This is a genomic window from Microbacterium sp. STF-2 (assembly GCF_034650155.1).
Taxonomy (GTDB): domain Bacteria; phylum Actinomycetota; class Actinomycetes; order Actinomycetales; family Microbacteriaceae; genus Microbacterium; species Microbacterium maritypicum_A.
Map to the genome: position 1 here is coordinate 302,556 of NZ_JARKMW010000002.1, position 22,362 is coordinate 324,917.

At 69.2% G+C, this 22,362-nt stretch carries 16 protein-coding genes; 7 read left to right on the top strand and 9 right to left on the bottom strand.

The window, feature by feature from the left end; translation table 11 throughout:
- Positions 1–422 precede the first annotated feature (422 nt).
- Genes MicroSTF_RS15360 through MicroSTF_RS15375 form a run of 4 tightly spaced genes read left to right on the top strand, consistent with a single transcriptional unit; the run spans position 423 to position 4,595 of the window.
- The gene (locus tag MicroSTF_RS15360) at positions 423–2,411 is read left to right on the top strand and encodes a sigma-70 family RNA polymerase sigma factor (protein ID WP_322956856.1); all 1,989 of its coding nucleotides are present in this window, start codon (positions 423–425) and stop codon (positions 2,409–2,411) included.
- Between the two features lie 9 nt (positions 2,412–2,420).
- Positions 2,421–2,792 (top strand): YrdB family protein, encoded by a 372-nt coding sequence (locus tag MicroSTF_RS15365; protein WP_021198839.1) that lies wholly within the window; start codon positions 2,421–2,423, stop codon positions 2,790–2,792.
- Positions 2,793–2,830: 38 nt separating this feature from the next.
- Positions 2,831–4,195 carry an FAD-binding oxidoreductase gene (locus MicroSTF_RS15370; protein ID WP_322956859.1) on the top strand — a complete coding sequence of 455 codons (1,365 nt, stop codon included), beginning with the start codon at positions 2,831–2,833 and terminating at the stop codon, positions 4,193–4,195.
- On the top strand, positions 4,188–4,595 hold the full coding sequence (locus MicroSTF_RS15375) for an NUDIX hydrolase (RefSeq protein WP_021198841.1): 408 nt from the start codon (positions 4,188–4,190) through the stop codon (positions 4,593–4,595). The genes MicroSTF_RS15370 and MicroSTF_RS15375 overlap by 8 nt, the downstream gene beginning before the upstream one ends.
- A 28-nt stretch (positions 4,596–4,623) precedes the next feature.
- Here MicroSTF_RS15375 and nagB read toward each other — a convergent pair whose 3' ends face one another.
- The 5 genes from nagB to MicroSTF_RS15400 form a co-directional block, all read right to left on the bottom strand.
- Complete coding sequence (nagB, locus tag MicroSTF_RS15380; RefSeq protein ID WP_021198842.1) at positions 4,624–5,403, bottom strand: glucosamine-6-phosphate deaminase; 780 nt, start codon at positions 5,401–5,403, stop codon at positions 4,624–4,626.
- Positions 5,396–6,361, bottom strand: a complete 966-nt coding sequence (locus MicroSTF_RS15385) for an ROK family protein (RefSeq protein WP_021198843.1) — start codon at positions 6,359–6,361, stop codon at positions 5,396–5,398. Before MicroSTF_RS15385 ends, nagB begins: the two co-directional genes overlap by 8 nt.
- Positions 6,362–6,404: 43 nt before the next feature.
- Positions 6,405–7,592 carry an ROK family transcriptional regulator gene (locus MicroSTF_RS15390; RefSeq protein WP_021198844.1) on the bottom strand — a complete coding sequence of 396 codons (1,188 nt, stop codon included), beginning with the start codon at positions 7,590–7,592 and terminating at the stop codon, positions 6,405–6,407.
- A 79-nt stretch (positions 7,593–7,671) separates the two neighbouring features.
- Entirely contained in the window at positions 7,672–10,983 is a 3,312-nt protein-coding gene (locus MicroSTF_RS15395; RefSeq protein ID WP_322956865.1) for a family 20 glycosylhydrolase, read from the bottom strand.
- Entirely contained in the window at positions 10,974–12,191 is a 1,218-nt protein-coding gene (locus MicroSTF_RS15400; protein ID WP_322956868.1) for an amino acid deaminase, read from the bottom strand. Before MicroSTF_RS15400 ends, MicroSTF_RS15395 begins: the two co-directional genes overlap by 10 nt.
- Before the next feature lie 26 nt (positions 12,192–12,217).
- Here MicroSTF_RS15400 and MicroSTF_RS15405 point away from each other — a divergent pair, with 26 nt between their 5' ends.
- On the top strand, positions 12,218–12,622 hold the full coding sequence (locus MicroSTF_RS15405) for a RidA family protein (protein ID WP_021198847.1): 405 nt from the start codon (positions 12,218–12,220) through the stop codon (positions 12,620–12,622).
- Between the two features lie 99 nt (positions 12,623–12,721).
- Positions 12,722–14,221 (top strand): L,D-transpeptidase family protein, encoded by a 1,500-nt coding sequence (locus tag MicroSTF_RS15410; RefSeq protein WP_322956871.1) that lies wholly within the window; start codon positions 12,722–12,724, stop codon positions 14,219–14,221.
- Positions 14,222–14,459: 238 nt separating this feature from the next.
- Here MicroSTF_RS15410 and MicroSTF_RS15415 read toward each other — a convergent pair whose 3' ends face one another.
- Positions 14,460–16,679 carry an NADP-dependent isocitrate dehydrogenase gene (locus MicroSTF_RS15415; protein WP_021198849.1) on the bottom strand — a complete coding sequence of 740 codons (2,220 nt, stop codon included), beginning with the start codon at positions 16,677–16,679 and terminating at the stop codon, positions 14,460–14,462.
- A 175-nt stretch (positions 16,680–16,854) separates the two neighbouring features.
- Here MicroSTF_RS15415 and MicroSTF_RS15420 point away from each other — a divergent pair, with 175 nt between their 5' ends.
- A complete protein-coding gene (locus MicroSTF_RS15420; RefSeq protein ID WP_021198850.1) occupies positions 16,855–17,313 on the top strand; it encodes a GNAT family N-acetyltransferase in 459 nt (152 codons plus the stop codon).
- A gap of 122 nt (positions 17,314–17,435) precedes the next feature.
- Here MicroSTF_RS15420 and MicroSTF_RS15425 read toward each other — a convergent pair whose 3' ends face one another.
- The 3 genes from MicroSTF_RS15425 to MicroSTF_RS15435 form a co-directional block, all read right to left on the bottom strand.
- Complete coding sequence (locus MicroSTF_RS15425) at positions 17,436–18,257, bottom strand: hypothetical protein (protein WP_315070974.1); 822 nt, start codon at positions 18,255–18,257, stop codon at positions 17,436–17,438.
- Positions 18,258–18,387: 130 nt separating this feature from the next.
- Positions 18,388–20,202 carry an ABC transporter ATP-binding protein gene (locus tag MicroSTF_RS15430; RefSeq protein ID WP_021198851.1) on the bottom strand — a complete coding sequence of 605 codons (1,815 nt, stop codon included), beginning with the start codon at positions 20,200–20,202 and terminating at the stop codon, positions 18,388–18,390.
- Entirely contained in the window at positions 20,199–22,130 is a 1,932-nt protein-coding gene (locus MicroSTF_RS15435; protein WP_031206834.1) for an ABC transporter ATP-binding protein, read from the bottom strand. Before MicroSTF_RS15435 ends, MicroSTF_RS15430 begins: the two co-directional genes overlap by 4 nt.
- Between the last annotated feature and the right edge of the window lie 232 nt (positions 22,131–22,362).

Sequence of the window (22,362 nt, forward strand, 5' to 3'; positions counted from 1 at the left end):
GGATCGAACGTGCGGGAGGCCGCCGCTCCCCAGATCGGCGGCCTCGTTCCCTCTCGTGAGACGGGCGGCCGGGTTCTCCTCCCCCGAGGATCCCGACCTGCCCGACCAGTGCGAATACCCCCCGCACCAGCGCCTGGATCCCGCCCCCCGGTGGAATCCTCACGGCTGTCTACATGGGATGAGACGACACTCCTCCCGATTCATTACGCGACTTCTCGAAATTCCTTCGTACGAGTTTCGGGGACCCCCGACATCCGGCTCCGGCGGCACCTCTGGCGAACCCGGGCATCGCCTTGGAGTTCCGGGAAAGGGTGGCTTCCCTGGGAGATTCGCGAGAGAATGGAGAAGTCGCGTGATGAGAGGCGCTCTCATGCGTCTCTTCCCGTGGAGGCGCACCTGCGCCCGGCGACAGATGGATGATTGTGCACGAAGAGAACACGACACACGACGAAGCGATCGGCGACGCCGACCTGATCCTCCGCACCCGTTCGGGCGACACGGAGGCGTTCGGTGAACTCTGGCGACGACACTACCCGTCGGGTCTCTCCGTGGCCCGCTCGGTCACCTCGTCGATCGACCCCGATGACCTCGTGCAGGAGTCGTACACGCGCATCTATCAGGCGATCATCAAAGGGGGCGGGCCGAACGGATCCTTCCGCGCCTACTTGTTCACGAGCATCCGCAACACGGCGGCAGGCTGGGGACGCGCCCGCCGCGAGACCGCGATCGATGAACTCGACACCGTCGCCGACCCCGACACCACCGATCAGGCTGCGAGCGAGGCACTCGACCGCAGCCTCACCGCGCAGGCTTTCCGCAGTCTCCCCTCCCGCTGGCAGGAGGTGCTCTGGTACACCGAGATCGAGCAGATGAAGCCGCAGGAGGTCGGCCCTCTCCTCGGGATGAAGGCCGGCGCCGTGTCGCAGTTGGCCTTCCGCGCCCGCGAGGGTCTGCGCGAAGCCTGGATCCAGGCGCATCTGCGCAGCGCCGAAGACGGCTCCGAGTGCCAGTGGACCATCGAGCACCTGGGCGCCTACTCACGTGGCAACCTCAGCACGCGCGACCACAAGCGGCTCGAGCTGCACCTCGATGAGTGCGCTCGATGCATGATCGTCGCGGCCGAGGCGAAAGATGTCTCCAAGCGTCTCGCCCTGGTGCTCCTGCCTCTCGTCCTCGGCGTCACCGGCGCCGCCGGCTACCTCGCCACGCTGCAAGGCGCCGGCACGCCGATCGTCGCGCTGGCGGCCATGCCGTCGAGCATTCCCGGAGCCGTCTTCGCCGGTGACCCCGGTGCTTCACACGCCGCGACAGGCCTCGCTGCGACCGGTGGTTCAGGTTCAGGTTCCGGTGGCGGGGCCGGCGGCTCGGCGGGAGGCACTGCCGGCTCGTCCGCCGGTGCCGGATCCGCGGGTGGTGTGTTCACCGGGATCGGCGCGCTCGTCGGTGTGGGATCGGCCGCTCTGGTGGTCGCCGGTGTCGTCGCTGCCGCCACGATCCTTCCCGGACTCGCCGGCGCCGACCCGGCGACCTCGCTTCCGAGCGCGGGGGACGAGGACCCGTCGTCGATCTCGGCGGACGTCGGACCGGACGAGAAGCTGAGCCTCGACGAGCCCGTCGTCATCGAGCCGCCGGTCACCGTACCGGAGCAGCCTCCTGCGCCGCCGGCCGTGGATCCGGTGCCGGGAGCAGATGAGGTGGGTCCGGCCGCCGCCGCGCCTCCCGCCACCCTCCCTCCCGTCACGCCCCCTCCGGTCACGGTGCCACCCGTGGACCCGGTCGACCCCGTGGACCCGGTCGACCCCGTGGATCCGGTCGACCCGGGTGTCCCCACGGAGGCTCCCGCGTGGGAGACCGCCACCATTTGGTTCAACGGCCTCCAGGTCCACTACAGCGTTCCGATCACCGGAATGGCCGGTCAAAGGGTCGAGGCCCTTCTCGACGACAGCACCGGCGGCGGTGACAGCATCCTGCTCGACGAGTCCGGCTTCGGCGTCATCGATCTCCGCCCGACTTTCTGGCAGTTCGTCGACGCGGACATCACAACCGTCACCTTCCGTTACATCCTCGCGTCGGGCACCAGCCCCTCCACGGTCACCACACTGCTCGAGCTCGAGCCCAACCGTCTCGAGGGTCCGGAAGAGGAGGCTCCGATCGTGTCCGCCACCGCGACGCCGGACACCGCGAGCGATGTGTCGACCACCTCACCTGCGGCGTCCGAGCCGACGTCGGTGGCCGACCCTGTGACGGCTCCCGCACCTGCACCCGCCGACCCCGCACCCGTCGAGCCCGCGCCCGTCGAGGCCACGCCCGTCGAGGCCACGCCTGTCCCCGCAGACTCGACCGAACCCGCACCTGCGCCTCTGACCGAGGCCGCCGCTGCCCCGGCTGAGGACGCCCCCGCCGCCGAATAGACTGGATCCATGTCCTCGGATCCCGCTCCTGTCCCCGGCGTCGACCGCCCGGTCATCACCGCTCTCGACATCGTCCGCGCCGTCGTCCTCATCGTCGCCGTGGCCTCTCTCGCCCTCTGGGGCTTCGCGAGCTGGGACCTTCCCTGGAACGTCGTCATCGGCGTCGGAGCCCCCGTCGTCGTGATCCTGATCTGGGCGCTGTTCCTGTCGCCGCGTCCGGTCCTGCGCGTGCACCCTTTCCTCCGCGCCGCCGTCGAGTTGCTGATCTACGTCGGAGTCACCATCGCCTGGTGGTCGATGGGCCAGGCGCTCATCGGCACGGCCTTCGCCCTCGTCGCGGTGGTCGCCGGTGTGCTCAGCGGCCGACGCGCGCTGTCCTGAGGCTTCTCTCGTGAGCACACCGTCGTGAGCACGCCATCATGAGCGCCCTCTCCCTCCTGCAGGAATCCCTCGGAGCGCTCGTCGACACCGACGATGCCTCGCTCGAACAGGCCAGGGCCGACCGCTCCGGTCATGCCGCAGTGGGCCGTCCACTCGCCGTCGTCCACGCGGAGCGGATCGAGCATGTGCAGCAGACCATGCGCATCGCCACCGCCACCCGCACTCCGGTCGTGATCCGCGGCGCCGGAACCGGGCTGGCGGGCGCCGCGAACGCAGGAACCGGCGAGATCGTGCTGTCGCTGCGCCGGATGACAGCGATCAACGAGATCCGTCCCGATGATCTGCTCGCCGTGGTCGAGCCCGGAATCCTGAACGCCGACCTCAACGCCGCACTCTCCGAGCACGGGCTGTGGTGGGCGCCCGACCCCGCCAGTCGCGACATCTCGACCGTCGGCGGCAACATCGCCACGGGCGCCGGCGGTCTGCTCTGCGCCAAGTACGGCGTCGTGCGCGACGCGGTACTCGGGGTCGACGTGGTGCTCGCGGACGGGCGGCTGATGCACCTCGGGCACCGCAGCGTCAAAGGCGTCACTGGACTGGATCTCACCGCACTGATGGTCGGCTCGGAAGGAACGCTCGGAGTCGTCGTCGGGGCCACCCTGAAGCTGCGCCGGCTCGTCCCCGGCGAGATCTGCACCGTCACAGCGACCTTCCCCGACGTACGCACCGCGGCCGCCGCCTCCGCCGCCGTCACCGCTGCCGGCGTCCAGCCGGCGATCATGGAGCTGATGGATGCCGCGAGCCTCTCCGCCGTGCATGCTCTCCTCGCGCTCGCTGTTCCCCCGGAGGGCGCGGCCCAGCTGACCATCCAGACGGACGGCCCGGCGGCTGCCGCCGAAGCGGACACGATCGCCGCGATCCTGCGCGATCACGAGGGGGCGGTGATCGTCTCCCATGACCGCGACGAGGGCGAGCGCCTCCTCGCCGTCCGACGGTCTATGCACGCAGCGATGGCATCGCTGGGCACGACTCTGATCGAAGACGTCTCGGTACCGCGCAGCGCCATGCCGGTGATGTTCGACGCGATCGCGCGCATCGAGCGCGAGTACCGCATCGTGATCCCGACGGTCGCCCATGCCGGCGACGGCAACCTGCACCCGAACTTCATCTTCGAGGGGACGGAGACGCCGCCGCACGTGTGGGCGGCAGCAGACGAGCTCTTCCGCGCCGCCATCCGTCTCGGCGGCACCCTGACAGGCGAGCACGGCATCGGAGTCCTGAAACGGCGCTGGCTCGCCGAGGAGTTGGGTGACGACCAATGGCAGCTCCAACGTCAGATCGCCGCCGTGTTCGATCCGCTCGGCATCCTCAACCCCGGAAAGGTGTTCGCCTCCGATGCCTGACATCCATGTGAGCGCGGCGGTGATCGTCGATGAGTCCGGACGCGTGCTGGTCGTCCGCAAGCAGGGCACGACCATGTTCATGCAGCCGGGCGGCAAGCCCGAGGCCGGCGAGTCCGCCGCGCAGACGCTGATCCGCGAGCTCGACGAGGAACTCGGGCTGGTCCTCGACGAAGCCGACCTCGAGCCTCTCGGCACGTTCGTCTCCGCGGCAGCGAACGAACCGGGGCACCGGGTCGTCGCAGAGGCTTTCGCGACCTCCGTCGACCCCGGGGCGGTGAGTGTTCAGGCAGAGCTCGCCGAGCTGCGGTGGATCACCCCGGCCGACGTCGCCACGCTTCCGCTGGCGCCGCTGAGCGTCGAGCACCTGCTCCCGATCGCCTGGCCCGCGCCGGCGAGCTGAGCGCGCCGGCGCGGCGCTCGGGCAGGCCTCAGATGCCCTGCCAGGCGGGCTTGTTGGCGAACGTGTAGCGGTAGTAGTCGGCGAGTGCGAGGCGCGACGCCGCGGCTTCGTCGACCACGATCGTGGCGTGCGGGTGCAGCTGGATCGCGGAACCGGGCAGGAGAGCCGTGAGCGGTCCCTCGACCGCTCCGGCGACGGCCTCGGCCTTGCCCTCGCCGAAGGCGAGCAGCACGAGGTGACGCGCCCTCAGGATCGTTCCGAGCCCCTGGGTGATGCAGTGCATGGGAACGTCGTCGATCGAGTCGAAGAAGCGGGCGTTGTCTTCGCGCGTCTGCTCCGTGAGCGTCTTCACGCGAGTGCGGGACGCGAACGACGATCCGGGCTCGTTGAAGCCGATGTGTCCGTCCGTGCCGATGCCGAGGATCTGCAGGTCGACGCCCCCGGCGGCATCGATGGCCGCCTCGTAGTCATCGCCCGCGTGCTGGATCGTCGCCTGCGCACCGTTGGGGACATGGATGCGCTGCGGGTCGAGGCCGAGCGGCTCGACGACCTCACGGGTGATGACGGAGCGGTAGCTCTCCGGGTGCGCGGGGTCGATCCCGACGTACTCGTCGAGGGCGAAGCCGCGCACCTGCGAGACGTCGTGACCCGCGAGCTGCGTGCGCAGCGCCTGGTACACCGGCAGCGGTGTCGATCCGGTGGCGAGGCCGAGGACCGCATCCGCACGACGCGCGATCAGCTCCACGATCTCGGTGGCGACCAACGCACCGGCAGCCTCGGCATTCTCGACGATGACGACCTCAGCCATGGGGAACGATCTCCTTCTCGGTGATGGAAGCGCCGACGAGTGCGGCGCCGAATGCGGCGGCGGGAGAACCCGCGGGGAGCAGTTCGATTCTCTCATCCAGGCGGAGCGACCGCATGAACGGTGACGCCTCGGCGCCCGCGTGCAGGGCGGCGCGGATGCCGTTCTCGAGCCGGTCTCCGAGAGCGGTGAGTCCTCCCCCGATGACCACCGTCTCGACGTCGGCGGAGAGCACGAGAACCCGCACGGCGGCTGCGGCTCCGTGGTAGAGGTCGTCGCGAAGGGAGAGTGCCAGCGGATCGCCGGCGTCCGCCGCGTCGAAGATGTCCCGGATCGGCAGCGCACCGGGGCGACCCCACGCCTTGGCCAGCGCGCCCCCACCGCAGAAGGTCTCGACGCAGCCGTGCTGTCCGCAGCCGCACAGTCGTCCACGCGGATCGACCGAGAGGTGACCGACCTCGCCGGCCGTTCCTCGCGCGCCGCGCCAGATGCGCCCGTCGATCACGATTCCGGCGGCGACGCCCGTTCCGAGGTTCAGGTAGGCCATGGACCCGGCGACTCCGCTCAGCACCGCGGCTCCGAGCGCCGCGGCCTTCACGTCGTTCTCCACCCGGAAGGGGACACCGAGTGCACGCTCGGCCGTGGCAGCGAGGTCCAGGGACTCCACCCCGAGGTTGACGGCGTGATCCACGCGGCCGGCCTCGGCGTCGACGAGTCCGGGGATCCCGATCCCCACGGATCCGACGTCGTCGAGGGCGAATCCGCTCTCGACGGCGAGGGCGGTGACCGCCGCGACGATGCTCTCGACGACGGCGTCGTCACCCCAGCCGGTCGGTCGGCGCAGTCTCCCCCGGATGTCTCCGGACGGATCGACGGCGACCGCGTCGATCTTCGTACCGCCGACGTCCAGGCCCACTCGAATGGGCCGACCGGAGCGGTCGGCACTGCCGGCACCCATCATCGGATGCTGCTCCCTGCCGTGACGGTGATGGTGGCGTCGACGATCACGACACTCCCAGCTGTCCGGAGAGCACCATGACGGCGGCTCCTCGCAGGACGATGTCCTCCTGGTGCGTCAGCCGCACCACGACATCCTCGAAGACGCCCTCGAGGGTCCGCGCGTGCAGCGTCTCGATGGCGGCGTCGATCAGGATGCCGTCGAGCAGCTCGGCCGGTCCGGAGAGCACGACCTCGGAGAGATCGAGCGCCGCGACGATCGGGGCGACCGCGATCGCCATCCGCGTTCCGGCATCACGGAGGATCTCGTCTCGCGCATCGGGGTCCGCAGCGATCGCCGCGCCGAGGCGGCTCACGCTGAGCCACGCTTCGAGACAGCCGTCCTTGCCGCACGCGCAGCGTGGTCCGCCGTCGGTTCCGACCACGACGTGACCGATCTCCCCTGCGGCGAAGCGGCTGCCGAGCAGAGGCTGGCTGCCGGTGATGAGACCGGCGCCGACGCCCTTGCCGATCTTGATCAGCATGAAGTCGGCCTTGGCGTCACCGAAGGTGTACTCCGCGAGCACCGCTGCGTTGGCGTCGTTTCGGGCGAGGACGGGAAGGTCGAGGTCGACGCCGAGCTTCGCCTCGAGCGGGAAGTTCGTCCAGCCGAGGTTGGGCGAGCTGAGGACGAGGCCATCGGGACGCACCACACCGGGCGTGCCGATTCCCACACCCAGCAGAGGCTGGGTCGATGCGGCGACGAGGGCGTCCGCCAGCTCACGCAGTGCCGCATAGGCCGCCTCGCCGTCGGGCGATGCGGGGCGGGCCACCTCGCGCCGCTCGAGCACATCTCCGTCGAGACTCAGCACCGCACCGGTGAAGGCGTCCGGTCCGGAGAGGTCGAGACCGACGATCTGATGCCCGAAGCGGTCGATGTCGATGAGGATCGGCGGCTTGCCGGGGCCGACGGCCTCACGGACGCCCATCTCGATCACGATGCCGTCGGCGATGAACTCTGCGACCAGGTCGGAGATGGTGACCCGGGTGAGTCCGGTCTCCCGGGAGAGGTCGGCACGACTCATCGCGCCGGCGTGGTAGAGCGTCTGCAGCACGAGGGCGCGGTTGTGCCCTCGTGCGTGCTCGGGCAGCACCTTGGATCGTGAGCGCAGGTGGCGCCCGGGGCCGAAGGCGTGCGCATTCGCACCGACGTACTCTGACGGCGATGCGGAACGCTGTTCATCCGAAACGGACATGTTTGTTAGTAGACCTTACGAACAAAATTTGCGCAACCTCTACCCGCGGACGCGCGAGCAGGGTTACCGAAACGTTACATTACTTTCGATCGTCTTCGGCGACCGTGTTCGAGCGCTCGAGGAGACGCTCCACCAGGCCCGCGACGATCTGCTCCCGCGCCTCGATCGTGAGCGGCTTCCCCGGCACGCCGGGACGGCGCTGAGCGGGTTGCGGACCGTCAAGGGGACGATACCGCACCCCGGCGGCGGCGAGCCGGCGCAGATGGGTCGGCAGGCGGCGTCCGAAGCCGGCATACGGTGCGGCGTCGCCTCCTTCCCAGAGTCTCTCGGCGATCGCCGAGAGACGCGGGAACACCGCGAAGTCGACGCGATCCGCTGTCGGCAGATGCTCGCTCCACACGTTCGCCTGTCCCCCCACTGCGCCATCCACGACGCGCAGTGTGTAGGCGCGCTCGATCGTGAGCGGCGGACCGACCCTGATCGGCTCCTCCTCGGACTCCGACTGCGGGTAGTCGAGATAGACCTCGAGGTCGGGGCACGCCACGACCTCGATACCGAGACGCAGCGCCTCGCGCATCGCCGCCGGGCCGCGCCAGGCGAGGATGCGCACCCCCTCGGGGACATCCCCTTCGAGAACCTCGTCCCAGGCAAGCGCGGTGCGCCCCCGGGAACGCACGTGCGCCACGAAGTGCGCGGTGAACCACGGCTGCACGTCATGCGGCGTGGCGAGGCCGAGCTCACGCATCCGCGCGCCGGCCGCTGCGCTCTGCGCCCACTCGGTGACCGGCACCTCGTCGCCGCCGATCCCGATCCACTCCGAATCGAAGGCATCGCACAGCGCATCGATCGCCGCACGTCCGAAAGCCAGAGCGGCATCCGTGGGCGCCAGGGTGCGCGGGTTCACCCCGAAGCGCTCCCAGGCGGAGGGCGCCGGCTCCCCGACGTCGAGGTTGCCGAGCTCGGGGTACGCGGCGAGGCCCGCCTGGATGTGCCCCGGCAGTTCCACCTCCGGCACGAGGGTCACGAATCGCTCGCGAGCGTAAGCGACCAGATCGTGCAGTTCCGCCGTCGTATAGAACCCCTCGTGCACACCGGGGACGACGGTCGACGACGGACCGTGTCCCAGCTGTGTCGCCTCCCGCCGCCCGCCCACCTCGGTGAGCCGGGGGAAGCCGGGCACCTCGAAACGCCAACCCTGGTCGTCGGTGAGGTGCAGATGCAGGACATTCAGGTGATGGTCGGCGAGAAGGTCGATGAACCGGCGGACCTCCTCGACGCTCCGGAAGTGCCGGGCGACGTCGAGCATGGCTCCGCGCCAGCTGTACGTGGGCGCCCCTTGCCAGACCCCCGCGGGGATCAGCGCCGTCGTGGCATCCGGGTCCCGGAGCTGTCGCAGTGTGGTCGCGCCCCGGAACACGCCCACGGGACTCGCGCCCCTGACCTCGATCCCGGACGCGCTCACGGTCACCCGGAAGGCCTCGTCGCCGATGCGGCCGGCGACGACGGCATCCGCGCCGAGGGACTCGTCGATCACCAGACGGATCGGCGAGAGTTCGCCGTCGCCTCCCTCGCCGCCCAGGCGCGTCACGGATGCGCGGAGATCAGCGGCTGTGAGACCAGAAGCGGTGAGATCAGAAGCGGTGAGACCGGAAGCGGTGCGGATCGGCGTCCGTTCCGTCCACAGGAATCCCGGGGCGGCCGGATCGATACGCGCATCGACGCGCGGCACCGTTGCACGGTGCGGCGGCGGCGGCATCCGCAGCGCGCGGCCGGGAGTGAGTCCGGTGACGTCACCGTCCGACACCACCGGTACGCCGTCGACCAGTACCTCGACGATGCCCTGCGGGGCGGCGAAAGGCGCCTCGAAGGTCGCTCCCGCCGCGATGGTCTCCGGATCGAACAGCACCAGATCCGCGGTCGCACCCTGCGTGACGATGCCACGGGGTGCATCGCCGCGATCGAGCCCCAGACGCCTGGCCGGAGTTCCGGAGAGGTGACGGACGGCTTCCTCCCAGGTGAGGATGCCGAGTTCGCGCACGTAGTGCCCGAGGTATCGCGGGAATGTGCCGCGCCCGCGCGGGTGCGGCCGGGCACCGATCAGGATCCCGTCGCTTCCGCCCGCGTGCCGCGGATGCCGCATGATCGCGCGGACGTTCTCCTCGTCGCCGATGTGCATCAGGATCCCGGTGGCCCCGGCATCGTCGAGGATCGTGTCGAGCACCACATCGACGGCGCGGCGGCCGGTCGTGGTGGAGATCTCGGCGATGGTGCGTCCGACGAGATCGGCCAGGGCCGGATCGGCGGTGCCGGAGATCTGGATCTGCGTCCAATCGGCCTTCTCACCGTGGAAGCCGTCGCAGCCGACCTCCTCGAGCTCCACGCGCACGGCCTCTCGGCCGGCACTGTCGAGACCGGCGATGGCACCGAGCAGATCGCCGGTGGCTGCGAGCCTGCTGGGCAGCAGTGCGGAGAGGGTGGTGGCGCCGGGAAGATAGGGATACGTGTCGAGCGTGACGTCCACGCCATCCGCGATCGCCTCGTCGACCAGAGTCAGCAGGTCACGCGCGCGACCCCGGTTCGGAGCGAAGTTCATGGTGGCATGGGTCAGATGCACGGGGCATCCCGTGCGACGGCCGATGTCGAGCGCTTCGCGGTATGCCTCGAGCGCCCCTCCCCCGTAGCTGCGGGTGTGCGGCGCCCAGTAGCCGCCGCGTTCGGCGACGACGCGGCACAGCGCCTCGAGCTCGGCGGTGTCGGCGTACATCCCCGGCGTGTAGGTGAGTCCGCTCGACATCCCGAACGCTCCCGCATCCAGCGCTTCGCCCAGGAGGTCGGCCATGGCGGACACCTCGGCCGACGTCGCCGGACGGTTCTCATGACCGACGACCATCATCCGCAGGTTCCCCTGCGGTACGAGGACAGCGGCGTTCGCGACCGCTGCGGCGTCGATCGCCACGAGCAGATCGTCCATCGTCCGCCATGGCACCTCGGCAGGCATGCCGTTCCATCCGGCGATCTGCGCGGGGATGACCGCGGCCGCCGCATCGTCGAGGGGCGCGTACCCGAGCCCGTCCTGACCGAGCACCTCGGTCGTGACGCCCTGGCGGATCTTCGCGTCGTGCGCGGCACCGCTCAACACGGCGAGTTCGCTGTGCGCATGCATGTCGATGAATCCGGGGGCCAGCACGAGGCCGTCGGCTCTGATCTCCACAGCTCCGTCGGGAAGCGCGAGCACCGGCTCCGACGCCCCTTCGGGGATGATCGCCACCACCCTCTTCCCCTCCACGGCGACGTCGGCGACATACCTCGTCGCGCCCGTCCCGTCGATGACGGTGGCTCCGCGATAGACCCGCACCAGGCCGGCGGCGGCCTTCTCTGCGCTCAGAAGCATGTCGCCACCGCTCCGATCACCCGAGGGTCGGCGGCGTCCGGATCGTCGATCACCGCGACCACCCGCCATTTGTCGAACGCCGTGCAGGGATGTGAGAGCCCCAGCCGCACGACATCGCCGACGGCGACCCTCGCGTCATCCGCGAGGCTCATGAACGCGTGCTGGTCGTTCAGCGCGGTGATCGCACCCGCGACGCTCTGGGGAACGGGCAGGTCGAGATCGAAGGGCACGTCTCGACGACCGGCGTCGAGCAGCGCGAGGCCGTCCTCGGGCTGCGACACCACGCGCGACCAGGCGTGCATCGCAGAACGCAGCGGTGCGGTCCCGGTGAGCGGCCCGAAGGGCGACATGCGGGAGTAGAAGCCGTCGTCGTGGATCTGGAACGCGCCGGAGCGCAGCACGACATCCGCCTCGGCGCCCACCGTCCCGAGCACCGCCGCCGCCCGGTCGGGGAAGGAACTGCCGCCGGCGCTCAGCACAGGGCGCACGTCGTCCGGGTACTCCAGCCGCGTGTGCAGCTCGATGAGCGTCTCCAGGTAGGCGTCGACCGCGGCCACGGAGGTATCGCTGCGGTCCGGCCCGAACGGCCCCTCGTATCCGGTGACGCCCGCGAGGCGCAGTCCCGGGGCGGCGGCGACGGCCTGCGCGATGCGCTCCCCCTCCGCCACCGTGCGCGCGCCGGTTCGACCGTGCGCGCCGCCCAGCTCGACCAGCACGTCCAGCGGACGCGACGCATCGCGCATGCCATTCGCGAGGATCATGACGCCGTCGAGGGAGTCGGCCCAGCACAGCACACGCAGCCCGTCGTCCGCACCGAGTAGGGATCCCAGTCGGCGCACCGCCGCGGGATCGGTGACGGCGTTCGCGATGAGCACGGTCGAGACGCCGGCATCCACGGCCACTTCGGCCTGCCAGGGCGTCGCGACCGAGATCCCCCACGCGCCCGCGTCGAGCAGCCGCTGCCACAGGGCCGGCGCCATGGTGGTCTTGCCGTGTGGAGCGAGCAGCACGCCACGGTCTTTCGCCCAGGTGAAGACGGTCTCCTCGTTGTGCGCGAGGGCACCCTCATGCACCGTCAGGACCGGGGTGACCAGGTCGGAGAGGTGCAGGCCGGCCTCGGCCACCTCGGCGAGACGCAGTCCCGCAGCATGCGCCGGGAAGCCCTTCGTCCAGGCGCCGAGAACGGGATCCGGAATTTGTAGAGGCATCTAACAATGCTACTAGGCTTGACGGCATGACCGAGAAGATCCGCGTTTCCACCGATGCCGCCCCCGCCCCCGCCCACACGTTCTCGCAGGGGATCCGCAAGGGCCCGTTCGTGCAGGTGTCCGGTCAGGGGCCCGTCGATCCGACGACGAACGAGTACCTGTTCCCCGGCGACGTGGCCGCCCAGACCACCCGCACGCTCGAGAACGTGAAGGCGATCGTCGAAGCCTCCGGCGCGACGTTCGACGATGTCGTGATGCTGCGCGTCTACCTGACCAAGCGCGAAGACTTCCCGATCATGAACGACGCCTACGGGGAGTTCGTGACCGCGCACACCACGAACGGGGTGCTGCCCTCGCGCACCACCGTCTTCACCGGCCTGCCGCGCGAGGAGATGCTGGTCGAGATCGACGGCATCGCCATCGTCGACTGACCGGGGCGAAGCGGGGAGGAACGCTATCACGGACCGTTGCCTCCCCGTTACCTCCCATCCCGTACCATTGGACGTCAGGACACGTTTGAGAACCGGGGGGTGAAGTTCGTGACCGATCTGATTTCTGCGCCGGGCGCAGCAGCCGAGGCGCGTGGAGACGACTCCGCGCCCACTGCAGTGCTCACTCCCACGGACGCTCCCACCGAGACCGTTCCACCGACCACAGGCGACCAGCCCCTGGCCTGGGCACCCATCGAGCCGTCTCCCAAGAAGCGCCGCCTCGGCCTCTGGATCGGACTGGGCCTGGGGGTCGTCGCACTCGGCGCCGGCGCCGCATCCATGATCCTCATCGCACCGGGCACCACGGTCGCGGGAATTCCCGTCGGATGGATGACACCTGGAGCCGCAGCGGACGCCATCGACTCCCACCTGGCCGAGACCGAGATCACTCTCACGGGAGACGGAGACGGCGCTGTCCTGACCGGCGCCGACCTCGGCGTCACCGTCGACGCGACCGCTCTCGCCGACAAGGCCTTCGCCGAGCACCCGCTGTGGAACCTCGGCGCGTGGATGGGCGAGCCCGTGCCGGCGGAGATCGCATTCGACGCCGAGAAGGCGACCACCGCACTGCGCGACGCGGTACCGACCAGCTTCGACGACCCCGTGGACGCGGGTGTCGTCTTCGATGCCGCGAGCGGCACCTTCGTCATCACCCCGGCCGAAACCGGAACCGGCATCGACCTCACCGCGCTCAACGCCGCCTTCACCGAGGCGGTCGGCGAAGGCCGTACCACGCTCGAGTACTCGGGCGACGCGGCCGAGGCCCTGCCCGCCGTCTCGGACGACGATGCCACCGCCACGGCCACGGCTCTCAACACCATGCTCCCCACCGTCGGGTTCTATGTCGGCGAGGAGCGCACCGTGCCGGTGGACCCCGCCGTCGTCGCCACCTGGCTCACGGTCTCGGACGACGACGGTCAGCTGCGCATCGACGCCGATCCGCAGGCGATCCAGGCGACCGTCGACGGTCTTCCCGCTCTCGTCGACCGCGCGCCGGTCAATGCGACCAACATCGTCAACTCCGCCGGCACCGTGCTGCGCGCAGAGCAGGAGGGCGTCGCGGGGCGAGCGCTCGGAGACACCTCCGGCATCGCAGAGAAGTTCGCCGACCAGCTCGCCGCCGGCAACGGCGCCTTCGCGCTTTCGGTCACCGAGACGCCGTTCGAGACGGTGAGCCTGTTCCGCCGCATCGACATCAACCTGAGCTCGCAGCGCGCCGTTCTCTACGAGAACAACGTGGTCGTGAACTCGTGGGCCGTGTCGACCGGCCTTCCCGGAACGCTGACGCCCACCGGCAACTTCACGGTCTTCGCGCACACCCGTATCCAGGACATGGGCTGCTACGAAGGTGCCCCGTACTGCACCAAGGACGTGCCCTGGATCACCTGGTTCGCCCCGAACATCGGCTTCCACGGCACCTACTGGCACAACAACTTCGGCCAGCGGATGAGCCACGGTTGCGTCAACCTGCCGATCGACCTCGCCAAGTACGTCTACGACTGGTCCCCGAAGGGCCTCGAGGTCTCCGTCCACTACTGACGAGCGCTGTCCCTCTGCGCACGTGGAGGGACAGACGCGTCCCCCGCTGCCGACGACCGCATCGTCGCGCTCCGGCATCACGCGATCAGGTCGAGTCCGGAGACAGGACGCGCCACCCGCGCACCCGTACGCCCGACGCGGGATTCCGCGCGGACACGACGCGGCGGACGCGCGGGTACGCAGAAGGGGGCGGACGCCGCGGCGTCCGCCCCCTTCTGTCGACTTATGCGTCGACTGCTCAGCGCAGTGCGTCGACGATACCGTTCAGGGTCGCGGACGGACGCATGACCGCTTCGACCAACGCGTCGTCCGGACGGTAGTAGCCGCCGATCTCGACGGGCGCGCCCTGCACGGCGTTGAGCTCGGAGACGATGGCCTCCTCGTTCTGCGCGAGCGTCGCGGCGATCGGTGCGAACGCCGCAGCGAGGTCGGCGTCCTTCGTCTGCTTCGCCAGCTCCTGAGCCCAGTACAGACTCAGGTAGAAGTGGCTGCCGCGGTTGTCGATCGTGCCCAGAGCACGACCGGGCGAGCGGTCCTCCTCGAGGAACGTCCCGGTCGCGGCGTCCAGCGTCTCGGCGAGCACTCGGGCCTTCTCGTTACCGGTGCGGTCGGCGAAGTGCTCGAGCGAGGCAGCCAGCGCGAAGAACTCACCGAGCGAGTCCCAACGCAGGTAGTTCTGCTCGACGAGCTGCTGCACGTGCTTGGGCGCCGAGCCTCCGGCACCGGTCTCGAACAGGCCGCCGCCGGCGAGCAGCGGCACGATCGAGAGCATCTTGGCGCTCGTGCCGACCTCGAGGATCGGGAACAGGTCCGTCAGGTAGTCGCGCAGCACGTTGCCGGTGACCGAGATCGTGTCGAGCCCGTGACGCATGCGAGCGAGCGTGTAACGCGTGGCCTCCTCCGGCGCGAGGATGGTGATCGTGAGGCCCTTGGTGTCGAGGGTCGCGAGACCCTGGTGCACCTTGGCGATGATCTGCGCGTCGTGCGAACGGTTCGCGTCGAGCCAGAAGACGGCGGGGTCGCCGGTCGCACGGGCACGGGTCACCGCGAGTTTGACCCAGTCCATCACCGGGATGTGCTTGGTCTGCGTCGCGCGCCAGATGTCGCCCTTGCCGACCGTGTGCTCGATGAGCACGGTGCCCTCGCTGTCGAGCACCTGGACGATGCCGTCTGCCGCGATCTCGAACGTCTTGTCGTGGCTGCCGTATTCCTCAGCCGCCTGCGCCATCAGCCCGACGTTGGGAACCGTGCCGATCGTGGCCGGGTCGAGCGGACCGTTCGCGATCACGTCGTCGATCACAGCCTGATAGACGCTCGCGTACGAGGAGTCGGGGATCACGGCGAGCGTGTCGGCCTCTTCGCCCTCCTTGCCCCAGAGCTTGCCGCCGTTGCGCACCAGTGCCGGCATCGACGCATCGACGATCACATCGCTCGGCACGTGCAGGTTCGTGATGCCCTTGTCGGAGTTCACGTACGACAGACGCGGGCCCTCGGCGATGGCCTTGTCGAAGGCCGCGGCGATCTCGGCGCCGTCAGCCACGTTCGCGAGACCCGAGAGGATCGAGCCGAGCCCGTCGTTCGCGCTGAGGCCCGCAGCGGCCAGCTTGTCTCCGTACTGCGCGAACACGTCTGCGAAGAACGCTTTCACGACGTGACCGAAGATGATCGGGTCGCTGACCTTCATCATGGTCGCCTTGAGGTGCACCGAGTACAGCACGTCGTCGGCCTTGGCCTCTTCGAGCGTCTGGGCGAGGAACGCGTCGAGCTCCTTGGCGGAGAGGAACGTCGCGTCGATGATCTCGCGCGGGAGTACCTTGAGCCCCTCCTTCAGGACCGTGACCGTTCCGTCCTCCGCCGTGTGGCGGAAGCTCAGCACGTCGTCGTGTGCGGCGACCCAGGAGCGCTCGTTGTGCTTGAAGTCGTCGTGACCGAGAGTCGCGACGCGCGTCTTGGAGCCCGAGGCGAAGGGCTTGTTGCGGTGCGGGTGCTTCCTCGCGTAGTTCTTCACTGCCAATGGGGCACGTCGGTCGCTGTTGCCCTCACGCAGCACCGGGTTCACGGCGGAGCCCTTGATGCGGTCGTAACGAGCGCGGACGTCCTTCTCCTCGAGCGAGGACGGCTCGTCCGGGAAGTCGGGGATGTCGTAGCCCTGCTTCTGAAGCTCGGCGATGGCCCCCTTCAGCTGCGGAATCGACGCCGAGATGTTCGGCAGCTTGATGATGTTCGCCTCCGGGAGCGTGGCGAGACCGCCGAGCTCGGCGAGCGAATCGCCCACCTGCTGCTCCGGGGTGAGCTTCTGCGGGAAGGCGGCGAGGATGCGGCCTGCCAGCGAGATGTCGCGCGTCTCCACCTCGATACCGGCCTGGCCGGTGAATGCCTGGATGATCGGGAGGAACGAGGCGGTGGCGAGCGCCGGTGCCTCGTCTGTGTACGTGTAGATGATGGCGTCGTCGGTCACCGGGAGGTACTCCGTTCGCGGGGAAATTTGTCTCGATACCAAGATACCTGAGCCGGTCTGGCCCTGCGGCCTCGGCCCACGACCGGTGGCCACCCCATATCGACGAACGGCCAGAGCGCAGCGAAATGTTGTCCGGAAAGGTGTCGCGCCTGCCGGGAGGGGTTAGCCTGGGTCCATGTCCGAACTGCGCATGGTCGAACTCTCCGCTGCGACGATCGTCGCCGTGAACAACCTGTCGCTCAAGCCCGGGCAGGAGCAGTTCCTCGCTCCGGTCTCGTACGGGATCGCAGCGACCGTCATCAACCCGCAGACCTCCTGGCAGCGGGTGATCCTGGACCGCAACGAGGTCGTGGGCTTCGTCAGCGCCAACTTCGACGCGGAGGCACCGGAAGAGCACTTCCGTTCAGTGCTGTGGCGCATCAACGTCGATGCCGACGACCAGGGCCGCGGTGTCGGCCGGTACGCCGTCGAGGCGCTCGTCGATGAGGCCCGCGCGCGCGGCGTCGACCACGTCAACGTGATCTACGAGGCGGGCGAAGGCGGTCCGGAGACCTTCTTCCACCGCGTCGGCTTCACCCCTGTGGGCGAGACCGCCTACGGCGAGGTCATCGCCGAGATCCGGGTCACGACCTAGGCCGGGCGGCGGGGTCTCGAATCCCCTCCCCCATCGAGACCTCGTCGCCCTTTCACGGGGTTCCGGGGGAGCGCTCTCACGACCTCCTCACGTGACGCACTGTCGTGGCGTCCCCTCGTGACTCAGGGGCGTTCGTCCGGCTTGCCACCGCCGGGCTTGCGCCGATTCGTCCATGACGTGAGGGCGGCCGCAGCCGCACCGGCCGCCCGGTCGAGGGCTTCCGCGGAGCGGCTGAGCATGTCCTGCGCAGCGTCCTGCCACGCTGCCGTGCTCGGCGCCTCCCCCGCCTGCACCTTCGCGGCGTGCTCGGCCGCTTCGAACGCGCGCTCGAGCTCGGCGACGGCATCGCGATAGGCGGCGAACTCCGCCGGGGTGATGCGCCCGGCCGCCGCGCGGCGCATGTCCGTCGCGTGGCCGGCAGCACGGAAGTAGGCCGCCGTCTCGGGACTCTTGACGTCGGTCATCGCCGGATAGGAGATCTGCAGTGCCGGATCGGTCTCGTACCGCATCCACCGCGCCGTCACAGCATCGTGAGCGGCGTGCAACCGCTCCAAGGGGCGGGGCTCCGATGCCGAGGGCACCGCGGCCCGCGCCGCATTGAGACGCACCTGACGCGCGCGGACATCGGCCGAGGCGGCCTTCGCATCACGCTCCCGCTCCTTCAGCATCCGTCGCGCACCGGCCACCTGTTCGGCCGTCGCCCGCTGCGCCGCCCGCTCAGCGGTGACGCGAGCCAGGTCGGCGCGTGCGATCTTCCAGGCGGTGCGCCTCTCGGCCGCGGCCAGTTGCGCCTCCCTGAGATCATGACGCGCAGCATCGACTGCGAGGCGGCGTCCGCTCACCGTGCTGTTGCGACGACGCATTCCCATCACCCCCACCGTCCCCGCGGCGACCGCACTCGGCGCGATCCACCACCACTCGGCAACGAGCAGCAACGGGTCCATACCTCGATGCTACCCACGCACCGCGCTCGATGCGCGCCCCCGGACGTTCGCCCGAGGTCTCGACTGCTGCGGCCGTGATCGCCTCGCCGGGACGATGAGGCGGGCGTGGTCGCAGCAGTCGAGAGGGGGATCAGACGAGCGTCTCCTGCCACGCCGCGTGCAGCTGGGCGAACTTGCCTGTTCCGCCGATGAGCGCGGCAGGGGTGTCATCCTCGATGATGCGTCCGTGCTCCATCACGAGAACCCGGTCGGCGATCGCGACCGTCGACAGGCGGTGCGCGATGATGATCGCCGTGCGGTCCTTGAGAAGGGTCTGCAGGGCATCCTGGATCAGTCGCTCCGACGGGATGTCCAGCGACGCCGTGGCCTCGTCCAGGATCAGCACCGCCGGGTCGGCGAGGAAGGCCCGGGCGAACGAGATGAGCTGACGCTGACCGGCCGAGACCCGACCGCCGCGCTTGTTCACATCGGTGCCGTAGCCGTCGGGGAGCGACGAGATGAACCCGTCGGCGCCCACGGCCCGCGCCGCCGCCTTGATCTCGTCGAGCGTCGCCTCCGGCTTGCCGAGGGCGATGTTGTCGGCGACGGTCCCGCTGAACAGGTAGGCCTCCTGCGTGACCATGACGATCGCGCGGCGGAGGTCCTTCGGGTGCAGCGAGCGCAGGTCGACGCCGTCGAGGGTGACCCGCCCATCGGAGGGGTCGTAGAACCGGGAGATGAGCTTGGCGAGTGTCGACTTGCCCGCGCCGGTCGTGCCCACCAGAGCGATCGTCTGCCCGGCCGGGATGTCGAGGGAGAAGTTCGGGAGGATCGTCTTCTCTCCGTTGTAGCCGAACGTCACCTCGTCGAACTCCACGTGCCCGCGGGCTTCCCAGAGGTCGATCGGCTTCTCGGGATCCGGAACCGTCGGCACCTCCTCGAGCACGCCCGACACCTTCTCCAGCGCGGCCGTGGCCGACTGGTAGGAGTTCAGGAACATCGCGATCTCCTGCATCGGGGCGAAGAAGTTGCGCACATACAGCACCGCCGACAGCAGCACGCCGACGGTCAGCGCCCCCTCTGAGACGCGGATACCACCCCACAGCACGACGATTCCGAGCACGAGGGCCGCGACACCCATGAGCCCGGGCTCGAACGTGCCGAACAGCAGCATCGAGCGACGGTTGACGTCGCGATAGTCACCGGCGATCTCCTGGAACGCCTTGTCGTTGCGCGGCTCCTTGCGGAAGGCCTTCACGGCCCGGATGCCGGTCATCGTCTCGACGAACTGCACGATCACCTTCGCGCTGATCACCCGCGACTCGCGGTAGACCAACTGCGAGCGCGAGTAGAACCACTTCATCAGGAAGAACAGCGGCACGCCGCCGATCGCCAGAATGAGACCCGACTGCCAGTCCCAGAAGCACAGCGCGATGAAGGTGAAGAGCCCGAAGAGCACGCCGGAGACGAGCTCGTTCAGACCGCCGTCGAGGAGCTCCTTGATCGAGTCGAGGTCACTCGTCTGGCGCGAGATGATGCGCCCGGACGTGTACGACTCGTGGAACTCCAGGCTCAGGCGCTGGGTGTGCAGGAAGATGCGTTTGCGCAGATCGAGCAGCACCGCCTGGGTGAGCTTGGCCGCGATGATCACGTACCACGCGATCAGCACGGCGGCGAGCGCACCCGCCAGCAGATAGATGCCGCCGATCATGAACGTCGGCATCCAGTCGGCCCGATCGATGGCCGCGGGCAGCGCGCGATCGAGGCCGATGCTGATGAGGATAGGGCCGGCGACCTGGAGGGCGGTCGACACGATCAGCACCGCGGCGGCGAGGACGATCCTCGGCTTCAACGGGCTGACCAGGGATCCGAGGAGTCGGAGGGATCGACGACGGATCTCCCGGCTCTCTTCGCGGGTGTACTCGGAACGATCCTCGTTCTGGGTTCCGGTGACGGCGGAGCTCATCGCTGCACCTCCTTCTCGGTGATCGGGTCTTCGTCGGCGGCCTGCATCCCGAGGCCCTCGCGGACCTCTTCGTCGATCTCGGCCTGCTCATCGCGGATCACGGGGATCGCGCCGGTGCGCGCCGCTTCCTCGGCCTCCAAGCTCGAGATGACGTGGCGGTAGTGCCGGCTCGACTTGAGCAGCTCGGAGTGCGTCCCCACCGCCGTCACACGACCCGCCTCGAGCAGGGCGACGCGGTCGGCGAGGGCGACGGTCGAGGGCCGGTGCGCCACGATCATGGCCGTGGTGTCGGCGAGCACGTGTCGCAGGGCCTCCTCCACGAGGGCCTCGGTGTCGACATCGAGAGCCGACAGCGGGTCGTCGAGCACGAGCACCTTCGGCTTCGCCGCGACCGCACGGGCGAGGGCGAGCCGCTGACGCTGGCCGCCGGAGAGGCTGAGCCCCTCTTCACCGATCACCGTCTCGACGCCGTCGGGCAGCGCGTCGACGAACGACGCCTGGGCGACGTCGAGGGCCTCGCGGAGCACGCGCTCGCCTTCGTCGCTGTGCACATCGAGTTCGGCACGTCCGAGCAGCACGTTCTCACGGACCGTCGCCGAGAACAGTGTCGCGTCCTCGAACGCCATGGCGATGTGCTGACGGAGCTCGGCGAGAGGGAGATCCCGCACATCGACACCGTCGAGCGTCACCTTGCCGCCCGTCACGTCGTACAGACGCGTGGGCAGCGTGGTGAGAGTGGTCTTGCCGCTGCCGGTCAGGCCCACCAGCGCCATGGTCTCACCCGGGCGCAGCACCAGGTCGATACCGTCGAGCAGATCCCGCTCGTGGGCACCGGCGTCCTGATAGCGGAAGTGCGCGTTCTGGAACGCGAGCTCCCCACGCGGGTTCTCGATGTGCACCGGGTTCTCCGGGTCGGTGATGGTGTTGGTCTCCGAGAAGATGTCGAACACGCGGTCGGTCGCCGTGCGCGCATCCAGCATGAACGAGAACAGGAAGCCGATCGACTCGATGGGCCACCGCAGCACGACCGCCATCGCGAAGAAGGCAAACAGCTGTGCCTCGTCGATCTGCCCCACGGAGATCAGCCAGATGCCGGACATCAGGCTGAGACCGAAGGCGATCTGCGGCATGAGGTCGAGCCAGAACCAGATCGACGCGATCGCGCCAGCCTTGCTCATCTCGGTCTCGCGCAGCGTCTCGGCCTGGCGGCTGAAGCGGCTGAGAGCGTGCTTGCCACGACCGAACGCCTTGAGCACGCGGATGCCGTGCACGCTCTCCTCGACACTCGTGGCGAGGTCGCCGGCCTGGTCCTGGCTGCGACGGGTGAGCGCGCCGTAGCGCTTCTCGAACAGGTAACCGCGGATCCACAGCGGGATCGCGGTCACCAGGAAGATCGTGCCCAGCAGCCAGTGCCAGCGGAACAGCAGCACGGAGCCGATGATGATCGTGAGGATGTTGACGACCAGCAGCACGAGGCCGAACGCGAGCCAGCGGCGGATGAGGCCGATGTCCTGCATCATGCGGCTGAGCAGCTGTCCGGAGCCCCACCGGTCGTGGAACGACACCGGAAGGGTCTGCAGGCGCGAGTAGAGCTCGGTGCGCATCTTGTACTCGACCTCGGTCGAGGGGTTGAGCACGAACTGGCGTCGCAGCCACACCATCAGGGCCTCGCCGAGGGCGAGAGCGAAGACGGCGACGGCACCCCAGACGATGGCGCTGATCTCACCGGAGCGAACGGGTCCGCTGATGATCTGCTCGAGCACGATCGGGATCATCAGGGCGATGACGGCGGCGATGAGCGCGCTGGCGGCACCGCCGGCGAGCCGCCAGATGACGGGCTTCACGAAGGGCTTCAGGCGCCACAGTGCGGCCGGAGTGGAAAGGGTCGATGAAGGCGAGGGATTCTGCACGGAAGGCGAGGAAGACATGTCTCTCAGACGAGTTTCGTATGGAAAGCGATTGCGGAAGGGGACGGATACGAGAGCGGACTCGTGGAGTCCGGTATCCGACGAAGAAGGGGCGGGGTGGCTCTAGGAGAGCGGACGCGCCGGGGTCGAGCCGAGAGCTGCGATCCGCGCGGTGGCGATCGTGGTCATGGTGTCCTCCTCAGGGGCTCGGCGATGTCGTCCGGTTGGCGCGACAGCCCACCAGCCTATTGCT

Excerpts from the sequence above, each read along its gene's own strand:
- MicroSTF_RS15390 (WP_021198844.1), bottom strand. The coding sequence starts at position 7,592 with ATGTCCGTTTCGGATGAACAGCGTTCCGCATCGCCGTCAGAGTACGTC.
- nagB (WP_021198842.1), bottom strand. The coding sequence starts at position 5,403 with ATGGCTGAGGTCGTCATCGTCGAGAATGCCGAGGCTGCCGGTGCGTTG.
- MicroSTF_RS15435 (WP_031206834.1), bottom strand. The coding sequence starts at position 22,130 with ATGTCTTCCTCGCCTTCCGTGCAGAATCCCTCGCCTTCATCGACCCTT.
- MicroSTF_RS15370 (WP_322956859.1), top strand. The coding sequence starts at position 2,831 with ATGAGCGCCCTCTCCCTCCTGCAGGAATCCCTCGGAGCGCTCGTCGAC.
- MicroSTF_RS15395 (WP_322956865.1), bottom strand. The coding sequence starts at position 10,983 with ATGCTTCTGAGCGCAGAGAAGGCCGCCGCCGGCCTGGTGCGGGTCTAT.
- MicroSTF_RS15420 (WP_021198850.1), top strand. The coding sequence starts at position 16,855 with ATGTCCGAACTGCGCATGGTCGAACTCTCCGCTGCGACGATCGTCGCC.
- MicroSTF_RS15400 (WP_322956868.1), bottom strand. The coding sequence starts at position 12,191 with ATGCCTCTACAAATTCCGGATCCCGTTCTCGGCGCCTGGACGAAGGGC.
- MicroSTF_RS15425 (WP_315070974.1), bottom strand. The coding sequence starts at position 18,257 with ATGGACCCGTTGCTGCTCGTTGCCGAGTGGTGGTGGATCGCGCCGAGT.
- MicroSTF_RS15375 (WP_021198841.1), top strand. The coding sequence starts at position 4,188 with ATGCCTGACATCCATGTGAGCGCGGCGGTGATCGTCGATGAGTCCGGA.
- MicroSTF_RS15385 (WP_021198843.1), bottom strand. The coding sequence starts at position 6,361 with ATGATGGGTGCCGGCAGTGCCGACCGCTCCGGTCGGCCCATTCGAGTG.
- MicroSTF_RS15405 (WP_021198847.1), top strand. The coding sequence starts at position 12,218 with ATGACCGAGAAGATCCGCGTTTCCACCGATGCCGCCCCCGCCCCCGCC.
- MicroSTF_RS15430 (WP_021198851.1), bottom strand. The coding sequence starts at position 20,202 with ATGAGCTCCGCCGTCACCGGAACCCAGAACGAGGATCGTTCCGAGTAC.
- MicroSTF_RS15365 (WP_021198839.1), top strand. The coding sequence starts at position 2,421 with ATGTCCTCGGATCCCGCTCCTGTCCCCGGCGTCGACCGCCCGGTCATC.